The sequence below is a fragment of the Dokdonia sp. Asnod1-B02 genome, assembly GCF_045063955.1.
In the GTDB taxonomy this organism is placed as follows: Bacteria; Bacteroidota; Bacteroidia; order Flavobacteriales; family Flavobacteriaceae; genus Dokdonia.
Map to the genome: position 1 here is coordinate 1,383,464 of NZ_JBEFNW010000002.1, position 19,135 is coordinate 1,402,598.

Annotated in this window: 18 protein-coding genes; 10 read left to right on the top strand and 8 right to left on the bottom strand. The window is 36.8% G+C overall.

What is annotated here, in order from left to right; translation table 11 throughout:
* Positions 1-38 precede the first annotated feature (38 nt).
* From ACJJVU_RS06360 to ACJJVU_RS06405, 10 genes are all read left to right on the top strand, one after another.
* Positions 39-1,430, top strand: coding sequence for a glycosyltransferase family 2 protein (locus tag ACJJVU_RS06360; protein ID WP_405223493.1), 1,392 nt, complete (start codon positions 39-41; stop codon positions 1,428-1,430).
* Between the two features lie 86 nt (positions 1,431-1,516).
* Positions 1,517-2,308 (top strand): glycosyltransferase family 2 protein, encoded by a 792-nt coding sequence (locus ACJJVU_RS06365; protein ID WP_405223495.1) that lies wholly within the window; start codon positions 1,517-1,519, stop codon positions 2,306-2,308.
* Positions 2,292-3,350 carry an exostosin family protein gene (locus tag ACJJVU_RS06370; RefSeq protein ID WP_405223497.1) on the top strand — a complete coding sequence of 353 codons (1,059 nt, stop codon included), beginning with the start codon at positions 2,292-2,294 and terminating at the stop codon, positions 3,348-3,350. Before ACJJVU_RS06365 ends, ACJJVU_RS06370 begins: the two co-directional genes overlap by 17 nt.
* A 1-nt stretch (position 3,351) precedes the next feature.
* Entirely contained in the window at positions 3,352-4,344 is a 993-nt protein-coding gene (locus tag ACJJVU_RS06375; RefSeq protein WP_405223499.1) for a glycosyltransferase family 2 protein, read from the top strand.
* 6 nt (positions 4,345-4,350) lie between these two features.
* Complete coding sequence (locus tag ACJJVU_RS06380) at positions 4,351-5,463, top strand: glycosyltransferase (protein ID WP_405223501.1); 1,113 nt, start codon at positions 4,351-4,353, stop codon at positions 5,461-5,463.
* The gene (locus ACJJVU_RS06385; RefSeq protein WP_405223503.1) at positions 5,463-6,575 is read left to right on the top strand and encodes a glycosyltransferase family 4 protein; all 1,113 of its coding nucleotides are present in this window, start codon (positions 5,463-5,465) and stop codon (positions 6,573-6,575) included. The genes ACJJVU_RS06380 and ACJJVU_RS06385 overlap by 1 nt, the downstream gene beginning before the upstream one ends.
* Positions 6,572-7,645 (top strand): glycosyltransferase, encoded by a 1,074-nt coding sequence (locus ACJJVU_RS06390; protein WP_405223505.1) that lies wholly within the window; start codon positions 6,572-6,574, stop codon positions 7,643-7,645. Before ACJJVU_RS06385 ends, ACJJVU_RS06390 begins: the two co-directional genes overlap by 4 nt.
* Before the next feature lie 4 nt (positions 7,646-7,649).
* Positions 7,650-9,011 (top strand): O-antigen ligase family protein, encoded by a 1,362-nt coding sequence (locus ACJJVU_RS06395; RefSeq protein ID WP_405223507.1) that lies wholly within the window; start codon positions 7,650-7,652, stop codon positions 9,009-9,011.
* Positions 8,965-9,981 (top strand): glycosyltransferase family 4 protein, encoded by a 1,017-nt coding sequence (locus ACJJVU_RS06400; protein WP_405223509.1) that lies wholly within the window; start codon positions 8,965-8,967, stop codon positions 9,979-9,981. Before ACJJVU_RS06395 ends, ACJJVU_RS06400 begins: the two co-directional genes overlap by 47 nt.
* Before the next feature lie 36 nt (positions 9,982-10,017).
* Positions 10,018-11,412: a sugar transferase gene (locus tag ACJJVU_RS06405; RefSeq protein ID WP_405223511.1), complete on the top strand. Its 1,395-nt coding sequence runs from the start codon at positions 10,018-10,020 to the stop codon at positions 11,410-11,412.
* Between the two features lie 2 nt (positions 11,413-11,414).
* On the opposite strand, the gene ACJJVU_RS06410 is transcribed toward ACJJVU_RS06405, so the two are convergent.
* From ACJJVU_RS06410 to tpiA, 8 genes are all read right to left on the bottom strand, one after another.
* Complete coding sequence (locus tag ACJJVU_RS06410) at positions 11,415-12,614, bottom strand: DUF4105 domain-containing protein (protein WP_405223513.1); 1,200 nt, start codon at positions 12,612-12,614, stop codon at positions 11,415-11,417.
* A 98-nt stretch (positions 12,615-12,712) separates the two neighbouring features.
* The gene (locus ACJJVU_RS06415; RefSeq protein ID WP_405223515.1) at positions 12,713-13,048 is read right to left on the bottom strand and encodes a hypothetical protein; all 336 of its coding nucleotides are present in this window, start codon (positions 13,046-13,048) and stop codon (positions 12,713-12,715) included.
* 423 nt (positions 13,049-13,471) lie between these two features.
* On the bottom strand, positions 13,472-14,662 hold the full coding sequence (gene sucC, locus ACJJVU_RS06420; RefSeq protein WP_013751570.1) for an ADP-forming succinate--CoA ligase subunit beta: 1,191 nt from the start codon (positions 14,660-14,662) through the stop codon (positions 13,472-13,474).
* 94 nt (positions 14,663-14,756) lie between these two features.
* Complete coding sequence (locus ACJJVU_RS06425; protein ID WP_013751571.1) at positions 14,757-15,032, bottom strand: ATP-dependent Clp protease adaptor ClpS; 276 nt, start codon at positions 15,030-15,032, stop codon at positions 14,757-14,759.
* Positions 15,033-15,127: 95 nt separating this feature from the next.
* Positions 15,128-15,988: a 50S ribosomal protein L11 methyltransferase gene (gene prmA, locus ACJJVU_RS06430; protein ID WP_405223518.1), complete on the bottom strand. Its 861-nt coding sequence runs from the start codon at positions 15,986-15,988 to the stop codon at positions 15,128-15,130.
* Entirely contained in the window at positions 15,985-17,592 is a 1,608-nt protein-coding gene (locus ACJJVU_RS06435; protein ID WP_405223520.1) for a S8 family peptidase, read from the bottom strand. The genes prmA and ACJJVU_RS06435 overlap by 4 nt, the downstream gene beginning before the upstream one ends.
* The gene (locus ACJJVU_RS06440; RefSeq protein WP_405223522.1) at positions 17,585-18,106 is read right to left on the bottom strand and encodes a hypothetical protein; all 522 of its coding nucleotides are present in this window, start codon (positions 18,104-18,106) and stop codon (positions 17,585-17,587) included. The genes ACJJVU_RS06435 and ACJJVU_RS06440 overlap by 8 nt, the downstream gene beginning before the upstream one ends.
* Positions 18,107-18,208: 102 nt before the next feature.
* Positions 18,209-18,961 carry a triose-phosphate isomerase gene (gene tpiA, locus ACJJVU_RS06445; protein ID WP_405223524.1) on the bottom strand — a complete coding sequence of 251 codons (753 nt, stop codon included), beginning with the start codon at positions 18,959-18,961 and terminating at the stop codon, positions 18,209-18,211.
* Positions 18,962-19,135: the final 174 nt, after the last annotated feature.

Consider the following 19,135-nt stretch of genomic DNA (forward strand, 5'->3'; position numbering starts at 1 on the left):
GAGAGGAGGTGGTAACAGGATTGTACAGCATAGCAAATATGCATCCTGAGGATGGAATCATAATTCATAGAAAGGGGTGTGATACAGCCGAGTTTGAGGAAGTTATTAATACATATTATTCTGAGGCACTGCTTGTTTCTAATTCTAATACATTTAATGAAGATTTACAATATGTCGAGGACAGGCCTTTTTTAAGTATAAACACTACTGTTTATTATCCAACGTGGGCAAAAGGGACTAGGCTTGTTTATATACATGCTTCATTGATCAATCAAGTTCAAGGTCAAGTAACACAAGATTGTGGATTGCTATATTGGATAAATTCAGTAAGTAAACTTACTAGAGGACCAGGAGTGTTAAGTTATCAAGCTCCCGTTGCACCTATTTTAGAGAAATTACATATTACAGATGTATATCGTTTTGTCGCAGAGCATTATAAAAAAAGGTGGACTTTTTTATTATTAATTAATCATATTTTCTATGAAAAGCGATTTCCTCTGTACGCTTTCGCGAAAGCGCAATTTTATAAACAAAGGCATCCACAAATAGATATAGCCTCACTTCAAAAAAGTCACTCAAGTTCTGAGTATGAATTGATAGCTTATGATGTTGTGATTCCGACGGTTGGTAGACCGAGTTATTTGTATGACGTTTTAAAAGATCTGAATAGCCAAAAATTAACACCAGTTAACGTTATTATAATTGAGCAAGACGGGGATGAAAGCGCTCAGTCTCAATTGTCTGAAATTTTAGAGAATGATTGGAATTTTAATATAATACATGAGTTTACCCAGATAACTGGGGCTTGCCGTGCAAGAAATCGGGGTGTTCTTTTAAGTACTGCTCCGTGGTTATTGTTTTTTGATGATGATGTTAGTATTGAGAGTAATTTTATAACTAGAGCAGTACAATTTATAAATACTACAAAAGCGAAATGTATCACTTTTGCTTGTTTGCAAAAGGGAGAAAAGGAGTTGCAATTAACTTACAAACAATGGGAATCTTTTGGCTCTGGCTGTTCATTAGTGCATAGAGATATTTTTAGTAAGTGTTCTTTTGATATGGCTTTGGAGCATGGTTATGGAGAGGATATGGATTATGGAATGCAAATACGTAATCTAGGGGAAGACATTATATATGCTCCCCAAATACAAATACTGCATCTCAAGGCACCTGTGGGAGGTTTTAGAAAGCCTCACGTATTTCCTTGGCATAATGAGAATGTCCAGCCTAAACCTTCTCCGCAAATCATGTTTTTTAGAAAAAAGAATTTTACTAAAAAACAACTTCAAGGTTATAAAATGATCCAATTTTTTAAAAGTTTTGGCTTCTTCAGAACTAAGAATCCTTTTAAGCACTTTATGAGATTTAGAAAAGCTTGGGAGCAAAGCGAGTTATGGGCCTCAAAATTATTAGAATTGAATAAATAAGTTTAATCTTGTTTTTAATAGTGCAAGTGTTTTGCATGAAACTAATTAAACACAGAGTGTCTGCCAAAACAAGCAAAAATTAAGAAATGGCAAATAGGCTTAAAATCATAAGTTTTTTAATAACGCATTACAATAGACCTAAAGACTTGCTTAAATGTCTTGAGGCTATTCGTTTACTTGAACTAGATGACTACGAGATTGTCGTGAGTGATGATGCAAGTAGTCAAGAAGTTTTAAATACGATAAGAGCGTATCCTATAGACACATTAGTAAAAACTTCCATAAACGAAGGATTAGCTTCAAATATAAATCGAGGTCTTAAGGCATGTAAGGGTAGTTATGTAATATATTGTCAAGAAGACTTCTTAATCACAGCTGGCTTTAAAGATATATTGTCTAGCTTACTAAGCAATATTGATAATGGAACTGCCGACATGGTAAGACTTACGGCATATTTCCATTTTAATAAACTACATAAAATTGATGATGACCTCTCTCTAATTCCTAGATTCTCATTTTCAAATTTTTTTCAGAATTATTATAGATATAGTGATCATCCCTACATTGTAAAGCGTTCTTTTTATGACACTTATGGTTATTATTTAAACAATACTTCTGGTGGATATGGAGAGTCAGAATATGGAGTCCGCTTATCTAGATCTTCAGTAAAGATTGCTATTACAAATGTCTTTTATGCAAAAGGAATATTAGAAAGTAATTCTGTAATGATGTTAGAGAAAGGTAGGGTAGATGTTTCAAAAAAATACAACAAGAAACTAGTAAAATTACTGAGAGCCTTCAGGTTATATCTTGAATGGATATTATATAAGAAGGAAAAGAGAGGGTTAGTAACCTATAAAAATGAAAGGAATACCTAGTTTTCTGCATATGATCAAATTATACACAGACAGCTCACTTGTAATACCTGAAAATAGAGGAGAAGTACATCCGCTCATTTTTGACTTGCATTATTTTGAAAAAACGCATCAGGATGTAACGTCGCACTACTCGCTAGTAACAAATCCGGAAATAGCAGATGTATTTCTATTTCCTATTAATTACAATAGCATTCAAAATAAAGGGTATCAATCCCACTACAAGGCCTTGTATAATTTAGCTCAAAAAAATGATAAAAAATTAATGGTTTATACAGGTGGAGACTATGGTAAAACTTTTAATGACGATACTATCATTGTATGGCGAAATGCTGGCTTTAAAAAATCTAACGATACGCATACCATAATTATTCCCGCATTTATAGATGATCCTTTGCAAAGAAAGGGAATGAACCATAAAGCTATAGCATATGCAGCGAGACCTCAAATTTCTTTTACTGGATTTGCGACAGCGAGTTTAAAAGAAGTACTAAGAGCCACAACAGCTACATTAAAAGCTAATGTGTATAGATTGTGTAATAAAGATCAATCAGATAAGCAAGTGTTATTTAATGCGGCGAGAGAGCGATTTAAATATCTCAAACAATTAGAACAATCTGAGATTATAGAAACAGATTTTATTTACCGTTCAAAATATAGAGCAGGCGTAAAAACGCAACAAGAGAGAGCACGCACAACAGAAGAATTTTATACAAACCTCAGTGAGTCGCCTTACACATTTTGTTTACGCGGTGCAGGTAATTTTTCTGTGAGATTTTATGAATCTTTGGCATCTGGTCGTATTCCTGTTTTAGTAGACACAGATTGTCAATTGCCACTGGAACATGTAATTAATTGGCATGAACATGCGTGTATCGTGCATGATGACGAAAACCTTATAAAGGCTTTGAAAACTTTTCACAAAAAATACAATCAGGATTCCTTTACTAAGTTACAGGAATCTAATCGTAATTTGTACCAAAACTATTTAGTGCGAGATCGTTTTTTTTGCAGCCTATATAATCATCTTAAATCAATACTTTAAATTGAAATTTTCTCTAATTATTTGTACTTATATGCGTCCTGAGCCACTTGCTATCTTGCTAGCATCAGTGGTACAACAGACTATGTATCCTGACGAAATATTAATAATCGATGGAAGTACAGATGATGTTACGGGCGTTCGCTTTCGCGAAAGCGAAATAGAAAATCTCATATATCACAAGGTGCCTGAAACCGCAAGAGGACTCACAAAACAACGCAATTACGGAATAGATCGTGTAGACCCATCTATGGATATCGTGTGCTTTCTAGATGATGATACAATATTAAGACATACCTATTTTGAACGAATTCTGGATGTTTATAAAAAATATCCTGAAGCTTTGGGCGTAGGTGGGCATATAGATAATGAGGTGAGTTGGGAACAAGTTAATAATGAAAACCCTAGCGATATAAACCATTTTTATTATGATGGTTATAGAAGAACGGAAGGTGCTCGTTTTAAACTAAGAAGGCGTTTAGGCCTAGATGCAGATACGGTTCCTGGAGTTTTGCCTAAATTTGGTCACGGTCGCTCTACAGGATTTTTGCCTCTTTCCGGAAAAATTTACGAAGTAAAGCAGTTAATGGGTGGAGTCTCAAGTTTTCCGCTTAGTGTATTACAAGCAAATAAATTTTCAGAGTATTTTGAAGGATATGGTCTTTATGAGGATGCCGACTATACATTTAGAATTTCAAAATTAGGGAAGTTGTATGTCCATACAGGTGCAAATTTAGGGCATTATCATGCAGCTTCAGGCAGACCTAATCGATTTAAGTATGGAAAAATGGTAACACGTAATGGCTGGTATGTATGGAGAGTGATGCATCCTAATCCTGGATTTAAGAATGTTCTTAAATGGTATATGATTAGTACATTACTTTCTAAAATACGTTTAATAAACGTAATTACTACTTCAGAAAGAAAAGAATCTTTTACCGAATACTTAGGGCGCACAGTTGGCTTACTAAGCCTTTTTATTAATAAACCTAAATAAAGGGCTGTGCAAGACAATAAAGAAACAATCATAATAGCGACATCCTTGCCTTTTGGTACAATTACGAGCTATTTTCATCATCTAGCAAAGGCCTTTGTTAAAGAAGGATATCGAGTGGTTGTGGTAATAGATAATAATCCAAGTACGCTTCCTAAAGATGAGGTAAACTTGTTTTTTAGAAAATGGCCAAATCATAGACCTACAAAATGGAAGGATTTCGCTTTTTTAGTACAATTGTTAAGAGAGTTTAAGCCACTTATGTGTTTATCTAATTTCGGATCTACTAACATTGTTTCAGTAGCGAGTTATTTCAAGGGTGTCCCACATAGATGGAATTTTGTACATACACTAGGTGGGCAGATACGTATAGACAGTGGAAAAAAAGCAAGCTTTAAAAGCAACTTGCTAGATATAAGAAAACGAATCGTTTATCGATTAAATACTCATCTGATTGCAAACTCCCAAGGAACAAGAAATGATGTTATAAAGCGTTTTAATGTAAAAGGTAGTAAAGTATTTGTACATACCTTTTTGATACCTGAGACACAGCTATCTTTACAAACGCTAAAGGAACGAAGTAATACGTTATCTATAGTAGGGCGGTTAGCAAAATCAAAGGGACATTTTGAGCTCTTATCACAGTTTAAGGTGTTACTTGCTAAATATCCGGAAATTACATTGAATATTGTGGGTAATGGTGATGAAAGAGAACATCTTGAGAAAGAGGTGGCAAGGTTAGAGATTAAAAATAACGTTATATTCTCTGGAAATAAATCTAATGACCAGATAGGTAGTGTTTATGCAAATAGCTTAGCACATATATCAGCAAGCCATGAGGAGGCCTTTGGAATGGTTACTATTGAAGCACTGCGAGAAGGCACGCCTGTTATATGTACAAAAACAAGCGGGAGTTTAGATATTCTTGAACCGGGTATTAATGGCGAATTCTTTGAGCATTCTAATCAAAATAGTTTGCTAGAAGCATTTGATAAAGTAATAGCTCACTGGAAAATATATTCTCAAGGCGCTATCCGAACTTTTGAGAATACATATAGCTTAAAGAGTATGCCTTATCATATTAAGATATTAATTAACAAGCTAAACAATAATAATAATTAGTGAAGCTACTTGTAATCACAGACGCGCATCTCATTACCCAAAATGGACAAAAAGTAGCCTATGCTCCTTATGTGAAAGAAATGAACCTATGGATGTCACAAGTAAATCATACTACCTTCATTTGTCCCAATAAAATAAGAGGACCTTTACTTGGACTGCCATTTGAAATTCAAGACTTTAAGCAGATAGCCCTGCGCAGGTTAGAATTTCACACACTTATTTCAGCATTAATCTCGTTTCTAACCATTCCATACCAAGCCATAGTGCTATGGAATGCTATGCACAAGGCAGATCATATCCATCTAAGATGTCCAGGTAATCTTGCTTTGCTAGCCAGTATGATACAGGTTACGCTTCCGCGAAAGCGTAAAACGGCTAAGTATGCTGGGAATTGGGACCCTGCATCTAGGCAACCCCTAGCTTATAAAATGCAGAAGTGGATACTTTCTAATACCGTATTGACTAAGAATATGCGAGTACTGGTTTATGGAGAATGGAAGAGCCAAACTAAAAATATTAAACCCTTTTTTACGGCAAGTTATTACAATAATGAAAATGAGCCCATCATACAAAGAGATTTTAAGCTACCTCTGAAAGCCATGTATGTGGGCACTATGGGAGCAAATAAAAGACCTTTTGAAACTGTACAGCTTATAAAATTTTTACGTAGCTCTGGATTAGATATTACCCTTGAGATGTACGGTGATGGACCAGTGGTAGAAGACATCAAGTGGTATCGAAAAGAAAATGGGATTTTAGATCAAATCGTCATACGAGGAAACCAACCTGGGCATGTAGTAAAAGAAGCCTACAAAAATGCAGATCTTCTCATATTACTCTCCAAAAGTGAAGGATGGCCTAAGGTTGTCGCAGAGGCAATGTTTTGGGGTGTAGTGCCTATTGTCTCGAGTGTATCATGTGTGCCTTGGATGATTGGAAACGATAAGCGAGGGATACTCATACATGATCCAGAACATATCGATGTTGAGTATTTAGGAAAACAACTAACTAACAAAGAAGCTCTTCTAGAAATGAGTAAAGAGGCCGCAGAGTGGTCTAGACAATACACAATGGATACCTTTGCTCAAGAAATCAAAAAGCTATTGCAATGAAAGTGCTCCAACTCATAGATACATTGGATGCTGGCGGGGCAGAACGGATGGCTGTAAATATAGCTAATGCCGTAAATGAAGAGGGAGTAACCTCTTATCTGTGTGCAACCCGACGAGGAGGTACCTTAGAAAGAGAATTATCTTCTCAAGTGAGTTTCTTAATGCTTGGAAAGAAGGGTAAGCTAGATCTAGTCGCCTTTCGCCGATTTTTTAAATGGGTCAAGAAAGAACAGATTACTATCATCCACGCACATTCTACATCGCTAATGCTGGCAGTGCTGGCCAAAATCAATAAACGTAACATAAAGATTGTTTGGCACGATCACTATGGGATGAGTGATGCGTTGGAAGAACGTGATAGCAAACTCCTCAAAATTGTTGCTAGATATATTGATGTGACAATAGCGGTTAATGAGAAGCTTACAACATGGTCTAGGGAAATATTAGGTGTCAAGCAAACTTATTTTTTAGAGAACTTCGCATCACTTTCTGGGGATGCACTTAAAGTTACTACGCTAAAAGGAGTAGAAGGTAAACGCGTAATTTGCTTAGCAAACTTAAGACCACAGAAAAATCATATAGAGCTCATTGAAGCCTTTTCAAAAACACAAGATAATTTTCAAGAGTGGACTTTACATTTAGTAGGAAAGTCCTTTGAAGATGACTATTCTAGTGAATTAACCACTGCTATTGAAATACATAACCTTTCAGAGAAGGTATTTCTCTATGGTAGTTGTAATGATATAGCGCACATTTTAGAGCAGAGTACTATAGGCGTACTTGCTTCTATTTCAGAGGGATTACCTGTTTCGTTGTTAGAGTATGGAAACAGTAGTTTACCTGTTATTGTTACAAGTGTTGGACAATGTGCTGCTGTTGTAGGGAATGACGGTATAGTGATTAATAATGTAAGAGAAGAACTAAGCAAGGAGCTAGTAAAATTGTTTCATTGTGATCAAAAAGAAAGAGATCAGATGGGATTACGCTTTCGCGAAAGCGTACTGAAAAATTATAGTAAGAAGGCTTTTATGGACAAGGTGTTGCCTATCTATAAAGGATTGATATCTTAGAGCTGTGAATATATCCAAACAATCTACATACTTAACTTTTATGGTGATTCATATCATCATAGGAGTTTTAGTGTATCTCGTAAGGTCGCTTGCACTCGTGTATTTTGCAGGTAGTATTCTCTATTTTTTAGTGCAAATATTTAGAACTGGAAATAAAAATAATGAAGCACTCATGGCAGCAGGTTATATGACTGGTGCTGAGGTTTTCTTTAGAATGAGCCAATCTATACCTATCTATGAAGCAGGTAAGTATTCTGTAATTACTTTTATGCTTATTGGTCTTTTCTTAAATGGGACTAGTCGGAAATCTGGAATTTACTGGTTATACATTTTCTTATTGCTTCCTAGTATACTTGTGGCTTCGATGAACCTTAATTTAGGTACCAACGTTAGAAACGCAATCTTCTTTAATCTTAGTGGTCCGGTATGTTTAGGTCTTACTGCATTGTATTGTATAGATAGAAAATTAAGCTATAAGCAGCTTTCTACCTTGACTAGGTGGATATTATTACCTATTGTGGGGATGTCAATCTACATCACTTTAGGAACTCCAGACTTAAGAGAATCTCTAAGCGGTACTGGGGCTAACTATTCGGCTACAGGTGGTTTTGGGCCTAACCAAGTGTCTACAGTGTTAGGTTTAGGGATGTTCCTAGCACTTGTCCAGCTTGTTATTTATAGTAAGGATAAAGTGTTTTTATTTATTCATTTAGGATTAACTGGTTTTTTACTCTATAAGGGAATCATCACCTTTTCTAGAGGTGGAGTGGTTACGGGACTTGTATGTAGTGCAGCTTTTTTAATTATTTACTTTGCAGGTTCAAAAGGAGTCGCCCGTAGAAGAATGATGACGTACCTAATATTATTAGGAGGTGTGCTGGTGGCTGCGGGTGCTTATAGTTCTTTTCAGACTAATGGTCTGATTAATAAGCGATACACCAATAGAGATGCAGCTGGACGACTTAAAAGTGATATTACTACTGGGAGAGCAGATTTATTTGAAACAGAATTGAGCGCATTTTATAATAACCCGATAACAGGAGTAGGTGCAGGTAAGTCAAAAGAACTAAGAGCAGAGGAAACAGGTATAGGAGCAGCCTCCCACAATGAGGTGGGTAGATTGCTCTCCGAGCATGGTGTTTTAGGATTAATCATTCTAGCGATTCTTATTATTTATCCTTTAGTGTATCGCTCTAAAAATAGACGCAATTACTTATTTTATTCGGCTCTAGGATTTTGGTTTATGACCATAAATCACTCCTCAATGCGTATTGCAGCACCAGCATTTATATATGCACTTTCCCTTTTAAACGTTGTTCATGAAAAGAAAAAGACTCCTGTACGTAGGGAACGCGTTATCCAATAAAGGGAAGACGGTTACTACTATTGAGACGCTTAGTTTATTACTGAGGCAGGAAGGGTATGATGTTGAGGTAACGTCAACAATATCAAATAAGTTACTTCGCATGCTTGATATGATGCGTGCATTATTGCGTTCTCGCAAGAGTGTAGACACTGTTTTCATAGATACATATAGCACATCCAACTTTTGGTATGCGGTGGTCATTGCTAGTTTATGTAGAGCTTTCAGTATTCCGTATATCCCAATTCTACACGGAGGTAATTTGCCAGAACGCCTCATTAATAACAAAAAGGCATGTGAGAAACTCTTTGGCAAAGCAGCAGTAAATGTGGCTCCTAGTAGGTATTTATATAACGCTTTCGCGAAAGCGGGATTCTCAAACATCAAACACATCCCTAACAGCATTGAATTAGATAATTATCCATATAAAAAACGATTAGTATTTAAACCCAACTTATTATGGGTTCGGTCATTTGTCGAAATTTATAATCCGCTTATGGCTATTAAAGTGCTTGAGAAAATACTTGAAAAGTATCCCGAAGCTACTCTTACAATGGTTGGACCAGATAAAGATGGTAGTATAGTACTTTGTGAGGAATATGCAAGGAAAAACAGCCTCCCTGTACATTTTACGGGTAGATTATCCAAGGAGGATTGGACGACTCTAGCGCAAGACCATGATGTTTTTATAAGTACCACAAACTTTGATAATACTCCTGTGAGTGTGATAGAGGCAATGGCATTAGGATTACCTGTAGTATCTACAAATGTAGGTGGAATGCCATATCTTATTCATGACACCGTAGATGGTCTATTATCAGCTCCAGAGAATGTTTCTGCTTTCTCAGAAAAGATAAGTAAGTTGCTTGAAAACACAGCTAGCACAAAGGAAATAGTGTTGAATGCTCGTCAAAAAGTAGAATCCTTTGATTGGAGCGTAGTAAAAGAGCAATGGCATAAAGTGCTCTGCTAAATTTGTGATATATTTACGGTACTCAACCAACCTCGAATGTCCCTCTTACCTAGTATCCATTTTGATGTCTCAGAGCGTAAAGTATTACTGCGCATATTTGATATCTTATCTGTTCTGGGAGCACTTTATCTCACAGAATTATTCTTAGAATTTGATTACGTAATTATTAGTAAGGAAAACGCAACGGCAATCATAGTGCTTGTGGGGTATCTGTCCATCTTTGGGACGGTGTTTGAACTTTATTTCTTACCTAAGACGGTGAAGTTTCAAACCATGCTTAAGAATGTGATTCTTACCGTAGCAGTTACTGTGTTATTCTACTTGCTAACTCCTTTTTATACTCCCATTCTCCCAGAAAATAGACTACAGATAGTGTACTTCTTCTTGGCAATGATTATTGGTATTTCTTTGTGGAGGTGGTTATACGTGTCTATAATTTCAGCACCAAGATTTTATAGAAAAGCAATCGTAGTAGGAGATTCCTTTAATATTCATAAGATTATTAAGAATCTAGAAGGAGCAGATCCTAATTACAAAATAGCGGGTTATATCAACACAGAGCCTATGTCTATTGCAGATGTAATCTCAACAGAGGCAAAACGATTTCCTATTAAAGATCTCCAAGAAACCATTTCAGAAAATGGAATTTCAGAGATTATTGTTGCAAGTACATATGAGGATGGCGTTTCACTTGAGCTCTATAACCAGCTTATAGCACTCTTGAAATCAGGCTTCCCCATACGAGAGTATATGCAGGTTTATGAGGATATCACGCAGCGTGTTCCTGTAGAATATGTAGATAAAGATTTTTACCGTTACTTTCCATTTAGTCGTAGTAATCAAAACAAATTCTATAAACTCATTCATCGCATTTTTGATGTGGTCATGTCTGTCTTGGGGATTTTATCATTTATTGTAGTACTACCTATAGTCTTTATGGGTAATCTTATTGGTAATCGAGGTCCCCTATTTTATACACAAATACGCATAGGAAAAGGTGGTAATACATTCAAGATTATAAAGCTGCGCACCATGATTGTTAATGCAGAAAAAGATGGTGCTGCATGGTCTACTAAAAATGACACGCGTATTACTTCATTCGGTAAATTTTTAAGGAAGAGTAGACTAGATGAAATCCCGCAGTTTATTAATGTGTTTCTAGGAGAAATGAGCGTGATAGGCCCAAGACCTGAACGTCCCGTATTTGTAAAGGAACTTTCTAAAGAGATACCTTTTTATGAGACACGCCATATTATAAAGCCAGGACTTACAGGGTGGGCACAAGTGATGGGTGGTTATGCAAGCTCTGAAGAAAGTTCGCTAGAAAAGCTACAGTATGACTTATATTATATCAAGCACCGCAACCTCTTTATGGATTTAAGTATAGTACTTAAAACTATTAGTACTATAGTAAATTTTAGAGGGCAGTAATACTACTCCTCATTACCATTTGTTCTTGTAACTTTAATTCTTCTAAGTATAAATACGTAACGTATCGTAATTGCTATAAGGAGCGGTAAAAGAGATAATGCAAATCGCTGGACTCCTATAATCCAGTGAAAGAATAAAAGCGACATCATAATTACAGCCAACTTCATATAGGGATATACCCATTGTGGTGGCTGTACTCTTTTTACAGCAAATGCTGCTAGTATATGAAATGGGAAAGCCCAAAGTAAATTATAATTCCACGCCGTAGCATTATGATCTGTGCCAAACCATAATAAAAAGACTACAACTCCTATAAGCCCTGTGATTAGTAAAATACTCGTGTCTAGCCAGCCTAGTGGATTTTCATTCTTATGATCTTTGTAGGTTTTGTAGATGATAAGCCCTGCTAGAAGTCCAAGTATAAACAATGGACTTAGTAAGAAATTAGTACTATAGCGATGTTTGATTTGCGGTGAGAATACGGTTTTAGTTTCTTTTACGAGTGGTAGTGTTCCTGAAGGTGTACTTATGGTAGCTTCTTGAAAAGCATACATAAGCTCATGTGGTAAAAACAAGTACTCTTCTGGAGTGGCAGTTCTATCAATTACAGATCCTAGTGCAATATCAATTCCCATACTTCCCCAAGTGTTCCATGACACGTATTCATGTATGAGATCACGGTGTGTCATGCCAGTTTCTTGGTGATCATAGCTCATTGTTACATTAGATTCATCTTTGATGATCTCAAACGGTCTTGTAGAGCAATTATCGTAGAAGAAATCATATTTGTAATATTTGTTTTCTTCTTTGGCATTATTCACCAAAAACTCAAAGACGTCTTGCTTCTGATCTTGAGTGAGCTGTAGTTCTTGAGACTCAATCCATCGTTGCTGGAGCTTATAACTATATTCAAAGTCGTCATACTTATCTACACCGACCTCATATAGTAATTTTCCTCTTGCAAACTTGAGATAGAAGTTAGGAGTTTTAAAGTTGAACTTACCGTAGTTAAAAACTATATCTAACCCTTTTTTATAATCACGTACGTGAATTGCATTGTGCCCAAAAGCGTCATTGAGTACAGCTCCAGGACCTATGGTGATTAGATTAATAGTTGCGTCATCAGATAGGCTAATGAATTTATTCTGTCCAAACCCTAGGGTAGAGATACACAGAGAAATTAAAAGGATAAGATTTTTCATACCTTGTAAAGATAGTGGAGGTATAAAAATCTCACAATCAATACAGGGCATAAAAAAAGCCGAGCGACGCTCAGCTTTACGAACTTAGGTGAAGCTTCTTAAGCTCCTGGGACGATGCGTACTGGTAATGTAAATTGCTCTCCTATGGTTCTTGTGCTTAGCTTTTCATAGTTAAGACGAGCCTTAATAAAATCTGCTACATACTCTTCGTCAGTATCTACGCTTAATACAACAACTTCATGTTTGTTGTTTACCATTAATGTTACTTGAGCAACAAGCTCCTTAGTAACTTCAAATTCTGGCTTGTTCAAAAGTACAGCTACTTGCTCTGTAACTGTTTTTTCTTTGTTGTCTGATGTTGGTTCTGTTCCTGTTGCAAAGGCTGTGTTTACTGCAAGTAAAGCGGCTACCAATAATACGTTTAATGTTTTCATAATTTACTTTTTTGTCTCGACGTACTCGAGGTTTTTGATGAATTATTACAGTACAAATAGACGACTTATTTCTCGTTTTTCTACGGGAGTTAGTCAAGCTTAACTGTTGTTTAATGCTGGTTATGAGTTGTTAACGTAGGGGATTTGTTGGGGTAACGCTTTCGCGAAAGCGTGATTGTCAACTTCATAATGTATTGATAACAACAGTAAGTATTACGTGAAATATGGAGTAATATTTTATTATAATAGCTTGAGAATCCTTAAAGAAAGTATGGAGTAGTCAATGTTAAGAAAATGACCTATTTGGTAGTTGTCTAGCTAGAGATTATAATACCTAATGACATTTGTAAAACAAAAAAATCCCACTTTAAAGAAAGTGGGATTTAAAGGATGCCACAAGTAGCATCTATGTATTAAAAAGTATTAAGCTAGTACAGCCTGTACTTTGTCTGCAGCTTCTTGGAATTCAATAGCAGATTGAACATCAAGTCCAGAATCATCTATTAATTTCTTTGCGATATCTGCGTTAGTTCCTTGTAAACGTACAATGATAGGCACGTTGATAGTTCCCATGTTCTTGTATGCATCAATAATACCTTGTGCCACACGGTCACAACGTACAATACCTCCAAAAATGTTTACTAAGATTGCCTTTACAGCTGGATCTTTAAGTATTAATTGGAAAGCAGCTTCTACACGCTCAGCATCTGCAGTACCTCCTACATCAAGGAAGTTTGCAGGCTCACCACCAGATTGCTTGATAAGGTCCATAGTTGCCATTGCAAGTCCAGCACCGTTTACCATACATCCTACGTTTCCGTCTAGATCTACATAGTTAAGTCCTTTCTCACCAGCTTCAACCTCTACTTGGTTTTCTTCACGCTTGTCACGCATTGCTGCATATTCCTTACGACGGTATAATGCGTTATCATCTAGTGATACCTTTGCATCTACTGCCATAATTTTATCGTCACTTGTTTTAAGAACAGGGTTGATCTCAAAAAGTGAACTATCAGAATCTGTGTATGCTTTATAAAGAGCAGCAACAAATTTTGTCATGTCTTTAAAAGCAGCACCACTTAATCCTAAGTTAAAAGCAATTTTACGTGCTTGGAAAGGAAGTAATCCTGTTGCAGGATCAATTTCTTCATGAAAAATTAAGTGCGGAGTTTCCTCTGCTACTGTTTCAATATCCATTCCACCTTCTGTAGAATACATAATCATATTGCGACCAGTACCACGGTTAAGTAGTACAGACATATAATATTCTTCTGGCTCGCTGTCACCTGGGTAGTATACATCTTCTGCAACTAGCACTTGGTGAACTCTTTTACCTTCTGCACTTGTTTGTGGAGTAACAAGATCCATCCCGATGATCTGATCTGCAATAGATCTTACTTCATCTAGGCTCTTTGCTAGCTTTACACCACCACCTTTACCACGACCACCTGCGTGAACTTGCGCTTTAATAACGTGCCATCCAGTACCAGTTTCCTCAGTAAGTCTTTCGGCAGCTGCAACAGCCTCATCCGGAGTCTGTGCTACATAACCGCGCTGGATACGTACGCCAAAACTATTTAATATCTCTTTTCCTTGATATTCGTGTAGATTCATAATCTTCGTTTAAGATGCTTAATTTGCCTCGCAAAAATAACAAATGCGCCACGAGAGCGCAATAGTTATTGTGATTAATTATAAGTATTGGATTTTATACAATTTCTGCACTCAGTCCTGCTTGTAAAAGTTTTGAGCATCGAGGCTCTAGATCTTTATACTCACCAGACTTTACAGAGCATTTTCCTTTGTAATGCACTAGTAACGCACATTGATGTGCTTGATTCTCCTCATGATCACATGCATAAATAAGCGTATTTATCACATGGTCAAAAGTATTTACTTCATCATTATACAGAATAATCTCGTGTGATGGAGTTTCTTCTGTTAGTACATCTACGTCTTCTTGATATTTTTCTTGATTACTCATAGCGTTGAGATTTATGATGCAAATTTACAAATTTTAGAGATTATGCTTTCGCGAAAGCATAATTCTAACAATTATTTATCATCAATAACTTGAAATTACCCTCTTTTTTCAAACTTGCAAGCAACCCAATTATTACGCTCATAATTACTTACAAAGTAGAGTCCGTGCTCATTACACTTTTCTGAAATTAACGGAATGTCTTCTGTATAGAAACCACTTAACAAGAGTATGCCATCCTCAGAAAGGCAACTCGCATACACGCCGATATCTTGTAAAAGAATGTTGCGGTTTATGTTTGCGATAATGAATTCGTAATTTTTATCAGATAGCAATGAAGCCTCACCTTCATAAGTAGTAATGTGCTTACAGTTGTTGCGTTCTACATTTTCAATAGTATTAAGGTAGCACCAGTTATCAATGTCTATCGCGTCTATAGGTTGTGCACCTCTCATTTCGGCTAGGATGGCGAGTACGCCAGTACCACAGCCCATGTCAAGTGTTTTTTTGCCAGCAACATCAAGTTTGAGTAAGTGCTTGATCATCATGTGTGTAGTCTCATGGTGACCCGTGCCAAATGACATTTTTGGCTCAATCACTATATCAAACTCAACATCAGTTTTCTCGTGAAAAGGTGCGCGTACGGCACATTTTCCGTCTACCTCAATAGGTTCAAAGTTTTTCTCCCATTCCTCATTCCAGTTTACTTGCTCAATTTCTTCGGCAGTGTAGGTGATGTTAAACTCATCAGATTTGAGAATCTGAATATCAGTAAGAAGTGCGGCAAAATCAACTTCACCACTAGGAAATGCTTCTTCTTTCTGGATATATGCAATCACACCACTTGTAGTTTCTGTAAAGCTTTCAAAACCAGCGTAGCCTAGCTCTGCAATGATAATTTCTGTAGCAGGGTCACGAGGCTCAATAGTAAAGGTATATCCTAAGTAAATGGGTGTCATTCTTTTATAGTTTCTAAGTTATAAGATGCATTAGGATCAATAGTAAGTTTTATAGATCCGTTTTCTCCAGGCAAAAGTACGGTTTCTGCATTGATGAGAATCTCATCTTTTACAGTAAAATCTACTTTAGCGTCCTCTATAAATTGCTCATTTTTAATCATAATTTTATGCGCGGCATTAATTTTAAAGTTCCACCGAGCAAATCGCTGATTTTCAATGATCATATACGTGTCAGGTTGTAGCATTTCATGGGTCATCTTTACAGCTCTGCCTGTGTGTAATGATCCTGCTCCCCATAATCCTTTGAGTGGCGCGTTTGCTTTTATATGATCAATATTAGTCGCGCTTAATTTTATAATGCTGTTCACTTCATCTACTGAGAGCGATGGGTTAAGTGAAAACATAAGTCCTATAGTTCCGGTGACAAGTGGCGCCGCAGGAGATGTCGCTTGAAACGGATTATGAAATACTTCACCATTCTCCTTATAATTATAATATTGGAAAATATCATTTCCCGGTGCGACAATATCTACAGAGCTATCCAGATTATTTGTAGAACTTAGGTATAGCGTATATTCATTTTGCGGATCATTATTTTTAAAGCCGCCTGTGCGCGATAAGCGATATTGTTGCTTCTCTGCATAGTATTTTCCGTTCTTCTCTTCAATGAGAAGTCCATCTGAGATTTCATCATTTTTATGCTGCACACTTCCTACAGATATCACATGCTCATAAGCGCCTGGATATCTCAATTGTTCTCCATTAGTAACACTATATGCCGCATTATGTGGTACAGAAACAATGACGGTGCCAAGGTCGCGCATTTCATTAATGGCTTCTTGTGCAGTTTCATAATAGGTACGTGATCCCCAGCTGCAATTAATCACTTTTGCGCCTGCTCTTGATAGTTCTAGTAGTTGGCCCAACTCTTTAAAGTTACCATAGGTGGTTGTGTATATGTTGCAGTCATAGCAAACTCCCGCCGCGCCATATCCATTATTACCGCGAGCTGCAGCTATGGCAGCGATTGTAAATCCATGACCTTTGGATAGGCTGCTTTTTTTGAACATGGTAGTTTTGCCTGCAAACTCTGGATCTTCTGGGTCTATGTAACCGTCAGATATTCCAATGGATACTTTAGGAGAGCCTGTGATATAATACCAAGCCTGTGGTACACCGAGGAAATCATAATAATCAAGAACCGCTTGGGCTCCGGTATTCTTGCCAGTAGTGCTTGTAACGCCGTAATCATTAGGTTCATAAATTTGTAGCGATTCATTGGAGATACTCTCTGCAAACTCAAAAAGATCTGGCACTAGATTCATCAACTCTTCTTGAAACGTTTTATTCTCTGCAATAACAAAGTATGTGCGTTTGAGTTTATCTCGCTGCGCGTATTTAAATTCTTTTCTAAATACTTTAACCTTGTGCTCAGTAAACATTTTTTTGAGTCTTGTATCATTACCTAAGTAGGTTACAATCGAATCGTTTGTGCTAACAGGTACCTCCACTTTTTCAGATGTTGTGCGTATGTAAAAGCGATCTTCTTGCGCTTGAAGCAGGCAAGAATAGAATAGGAGAGATAAGATAATGAGTTTAGCCATTATTCTTGGTGTCAGATGGAGCGATAGTTTCTTTGAGAGCCTGTACGTCTTTAGTTAGTTGGTCAATTTGTTTTTCTTTCTCAATGAGGTGTAAGGTGAGCTCTTCAATTTTTTTTAGAAGTAGTGCATTCATGGCACCTAGTTCAATACCATTTTGTTCAACTTCTGCAGCAGACGGAATTTCGGGTAAGTGCCCATTTTTCTGAATGTAGGTTTCAATTTCGCGTAAGCGTGATAAATCATACCCATCTTCAAATACCGTATCCGCCCATTCTTTTATATCCACCTTTACTGATCTTGCATGTACCTGGCCATTTACCTCAAGCTTAACTTTTGGCTCTTTTTTACCTATTCCCATATTGCCATTAGTTGCGATATAAATGGACTTGGCTTCTTGAGCATTTTTGAGAAGTACGAGTGTGTCATCTTCTTGAGTGCTTGTGGTAACTGCTTGTTGTGAGGTGCAACTACAGATGGTGAGGAGTAGGACTAGCGATGTAAAAAAGAATTTCATGTGATAAAAGATTAAGCTCTAATGTACTAATACCAATTGATATAAAATAAAAATGCGCTTCCATCTCTGGAAGCGCATTGTCAATTCTTAAATTATTTGAGACTATGCAAACGCATTTACAATATCAAAAAAGTCATCTGCTTTAAGTGCAGCACCACCTATGAGACCACCATCTACGTCTGGCTTCCCAAAAATTTCTTTTGCATTAGCAGGTTTTACAGATCCTCCATAAAGGATTGATACGTTTTCAGCTACGTCACTATTATATTTTTCAGCAACAGTTTTTCTTATAAAGGCGTGCATGTCTTGTGCTTGCTCTGGTGATGCTGTTTCTCCAGTCCCTATTGCCCATACTGGCTCGTATGCAAGAACAATATTTGACCACGCGCTAGCATCTAAGTGAAATAATGCATTTTTGAGTTGGCTACCCACCACATTTTCTTCTTTTCCTGCTTTACGATCTTCTAGTTCTTCGCCAAAGCAGAATATAATTCTCATGTCATTTTTAAGAGCGCTATCTACTTTTTGAGCAAGTAGTTCATCACTTTCGTGAAAATAAGCACGGCGTTCACTATGTCCTAAAATCACAGAGTCTACACCTATTCCTTTAAGCATACCTGCCGAAATCTCTCCCGTAAAAGCACCACTTTCTGCTTGATGCATGTTTTGCGCAGCAACAGTGATGTTTGAGTCAGAAAGACTATCAAAAGCACTGTAAAGGTTTACAAATGTAGGAGCGATAATAACCTCTGCATTTCCCTCATTCTTCTTTTGTTTAAGTGCTGTTATTAAGGTTGCAGTAGCACCTAGGTCATTATTCATTTTCCAGTTTCCAGCGACGATATTTTTTCTCATTATAGTTCTTTTTTATCTCTTCATACAAAGAGATCTCGTTAGTAGTTAATTTCAGAAGCCTCAATGATGAAAACCAATAATGTAGTATTACATGTGGTTTTAAAAAGGCGTATGTGTTTTAATTTGCTGTGTTTCGGTTTCGCGAAAGCGAGTTCCTTAGAAACCAAATATACT

Bases quoted from the DNA above. Each gene is read 5' to 3' on its own strand.
- ACJJVU_RS06360 (WP_405223493.1), top strand. From the start codon at position 39: ATGCATCCTGAGGATGGAATCATAATTCATAGAAAGGGGTGTGATACA.
- ACJJVU_RS06365 (WP_405223495.1), top strand. From the start codon at position 1,517: ATGGCAAATAGGCTTAAAATCATAAGTTTTTTAATAACGCATTACAAT.
- ACJJVU_RS06370 (WP_405223497.1), top strand. From the start codon at position 2,292: ATGAAAGGAATACCTAGTTTTCTGCATATGATCAAATTATACACAGAC.
- ACJJVU_RS06390 (WP_405223505.1), top strand. From the start codon at position 6,572: ATGAAAGTGCTCCAACTCATAGATACATTGGATGCTGGCGGGGCAGAA.
- ACJJVU_RS06400 (WP_405223509.1), top strand. From the start codon at position 8,965: ATGAAAAGAAAAAGACTCCTGTACGTAGGGAACGCGTTATCCAATAAA.
- ACJJVU_RS06405 (WP_405223511.1), top strand. From the start codon at position 10,018: ATGTCCCTCTTACCTAGTATCCATTTTGATGTCTCAGAGCGTAAAGTA.
- ACJJVU_RS06410 (WP_405223513.1), bottom strand. From the start codon at position 12,614: ATGAAAAATCTTATCCTTTTAATTTCTCTGTGTATCTCTACCCTAGGG.
- ACJJVU_RS06415 (WP_405223515.1), bottom strand. From the start codon at position 13,048: ATGAAAACATTAAACGTATTATTGGTAGCCGCTTTACTTGCAGTAAAC.
- sucC (WP_013751570.1), bottom strand. From the start codon at position 14,662: ATGAATCTACACGAATATCAAGGAAAAGAGATATTAAATAGTTTTGGC.
- ACJJVU_RS06425 (WP_013751571.1), bottom strand. From the start codon at position 15,032: ATGAGTAATCAAGAAAAATATCAAGAAGACGTAGATGTACTAACAGAA.
- prmA (WP_405223518.1), bottom strand. From the start codon at position 15,988: ATGACACCCATTTACTTAGGATATACCTTTACTATTGAGCCTCGTGAC.
- ACJJVU_RS06435 (WP_405223520.1), bottom strand. From the start codon at position 17,592: ATGGCTAAACTCATTATCTTATCTCTCCTATTCTATTCTTGCCTGCTT.
- ACJJVU_RS06440 (WP_405223522.1), bottom strand. From the start codon at position 18,106: ATGAAATTCTTTTTTACATCGCTAGTCCTACTCCTCACCATCTGTAGT.
- tpiA (WP_405223524.1), bottom strand. From the start codon at position 18,961: ATGAGAAAAAATATCGTCGCTGGAAACTGGAAAATGAATAATGACCTA.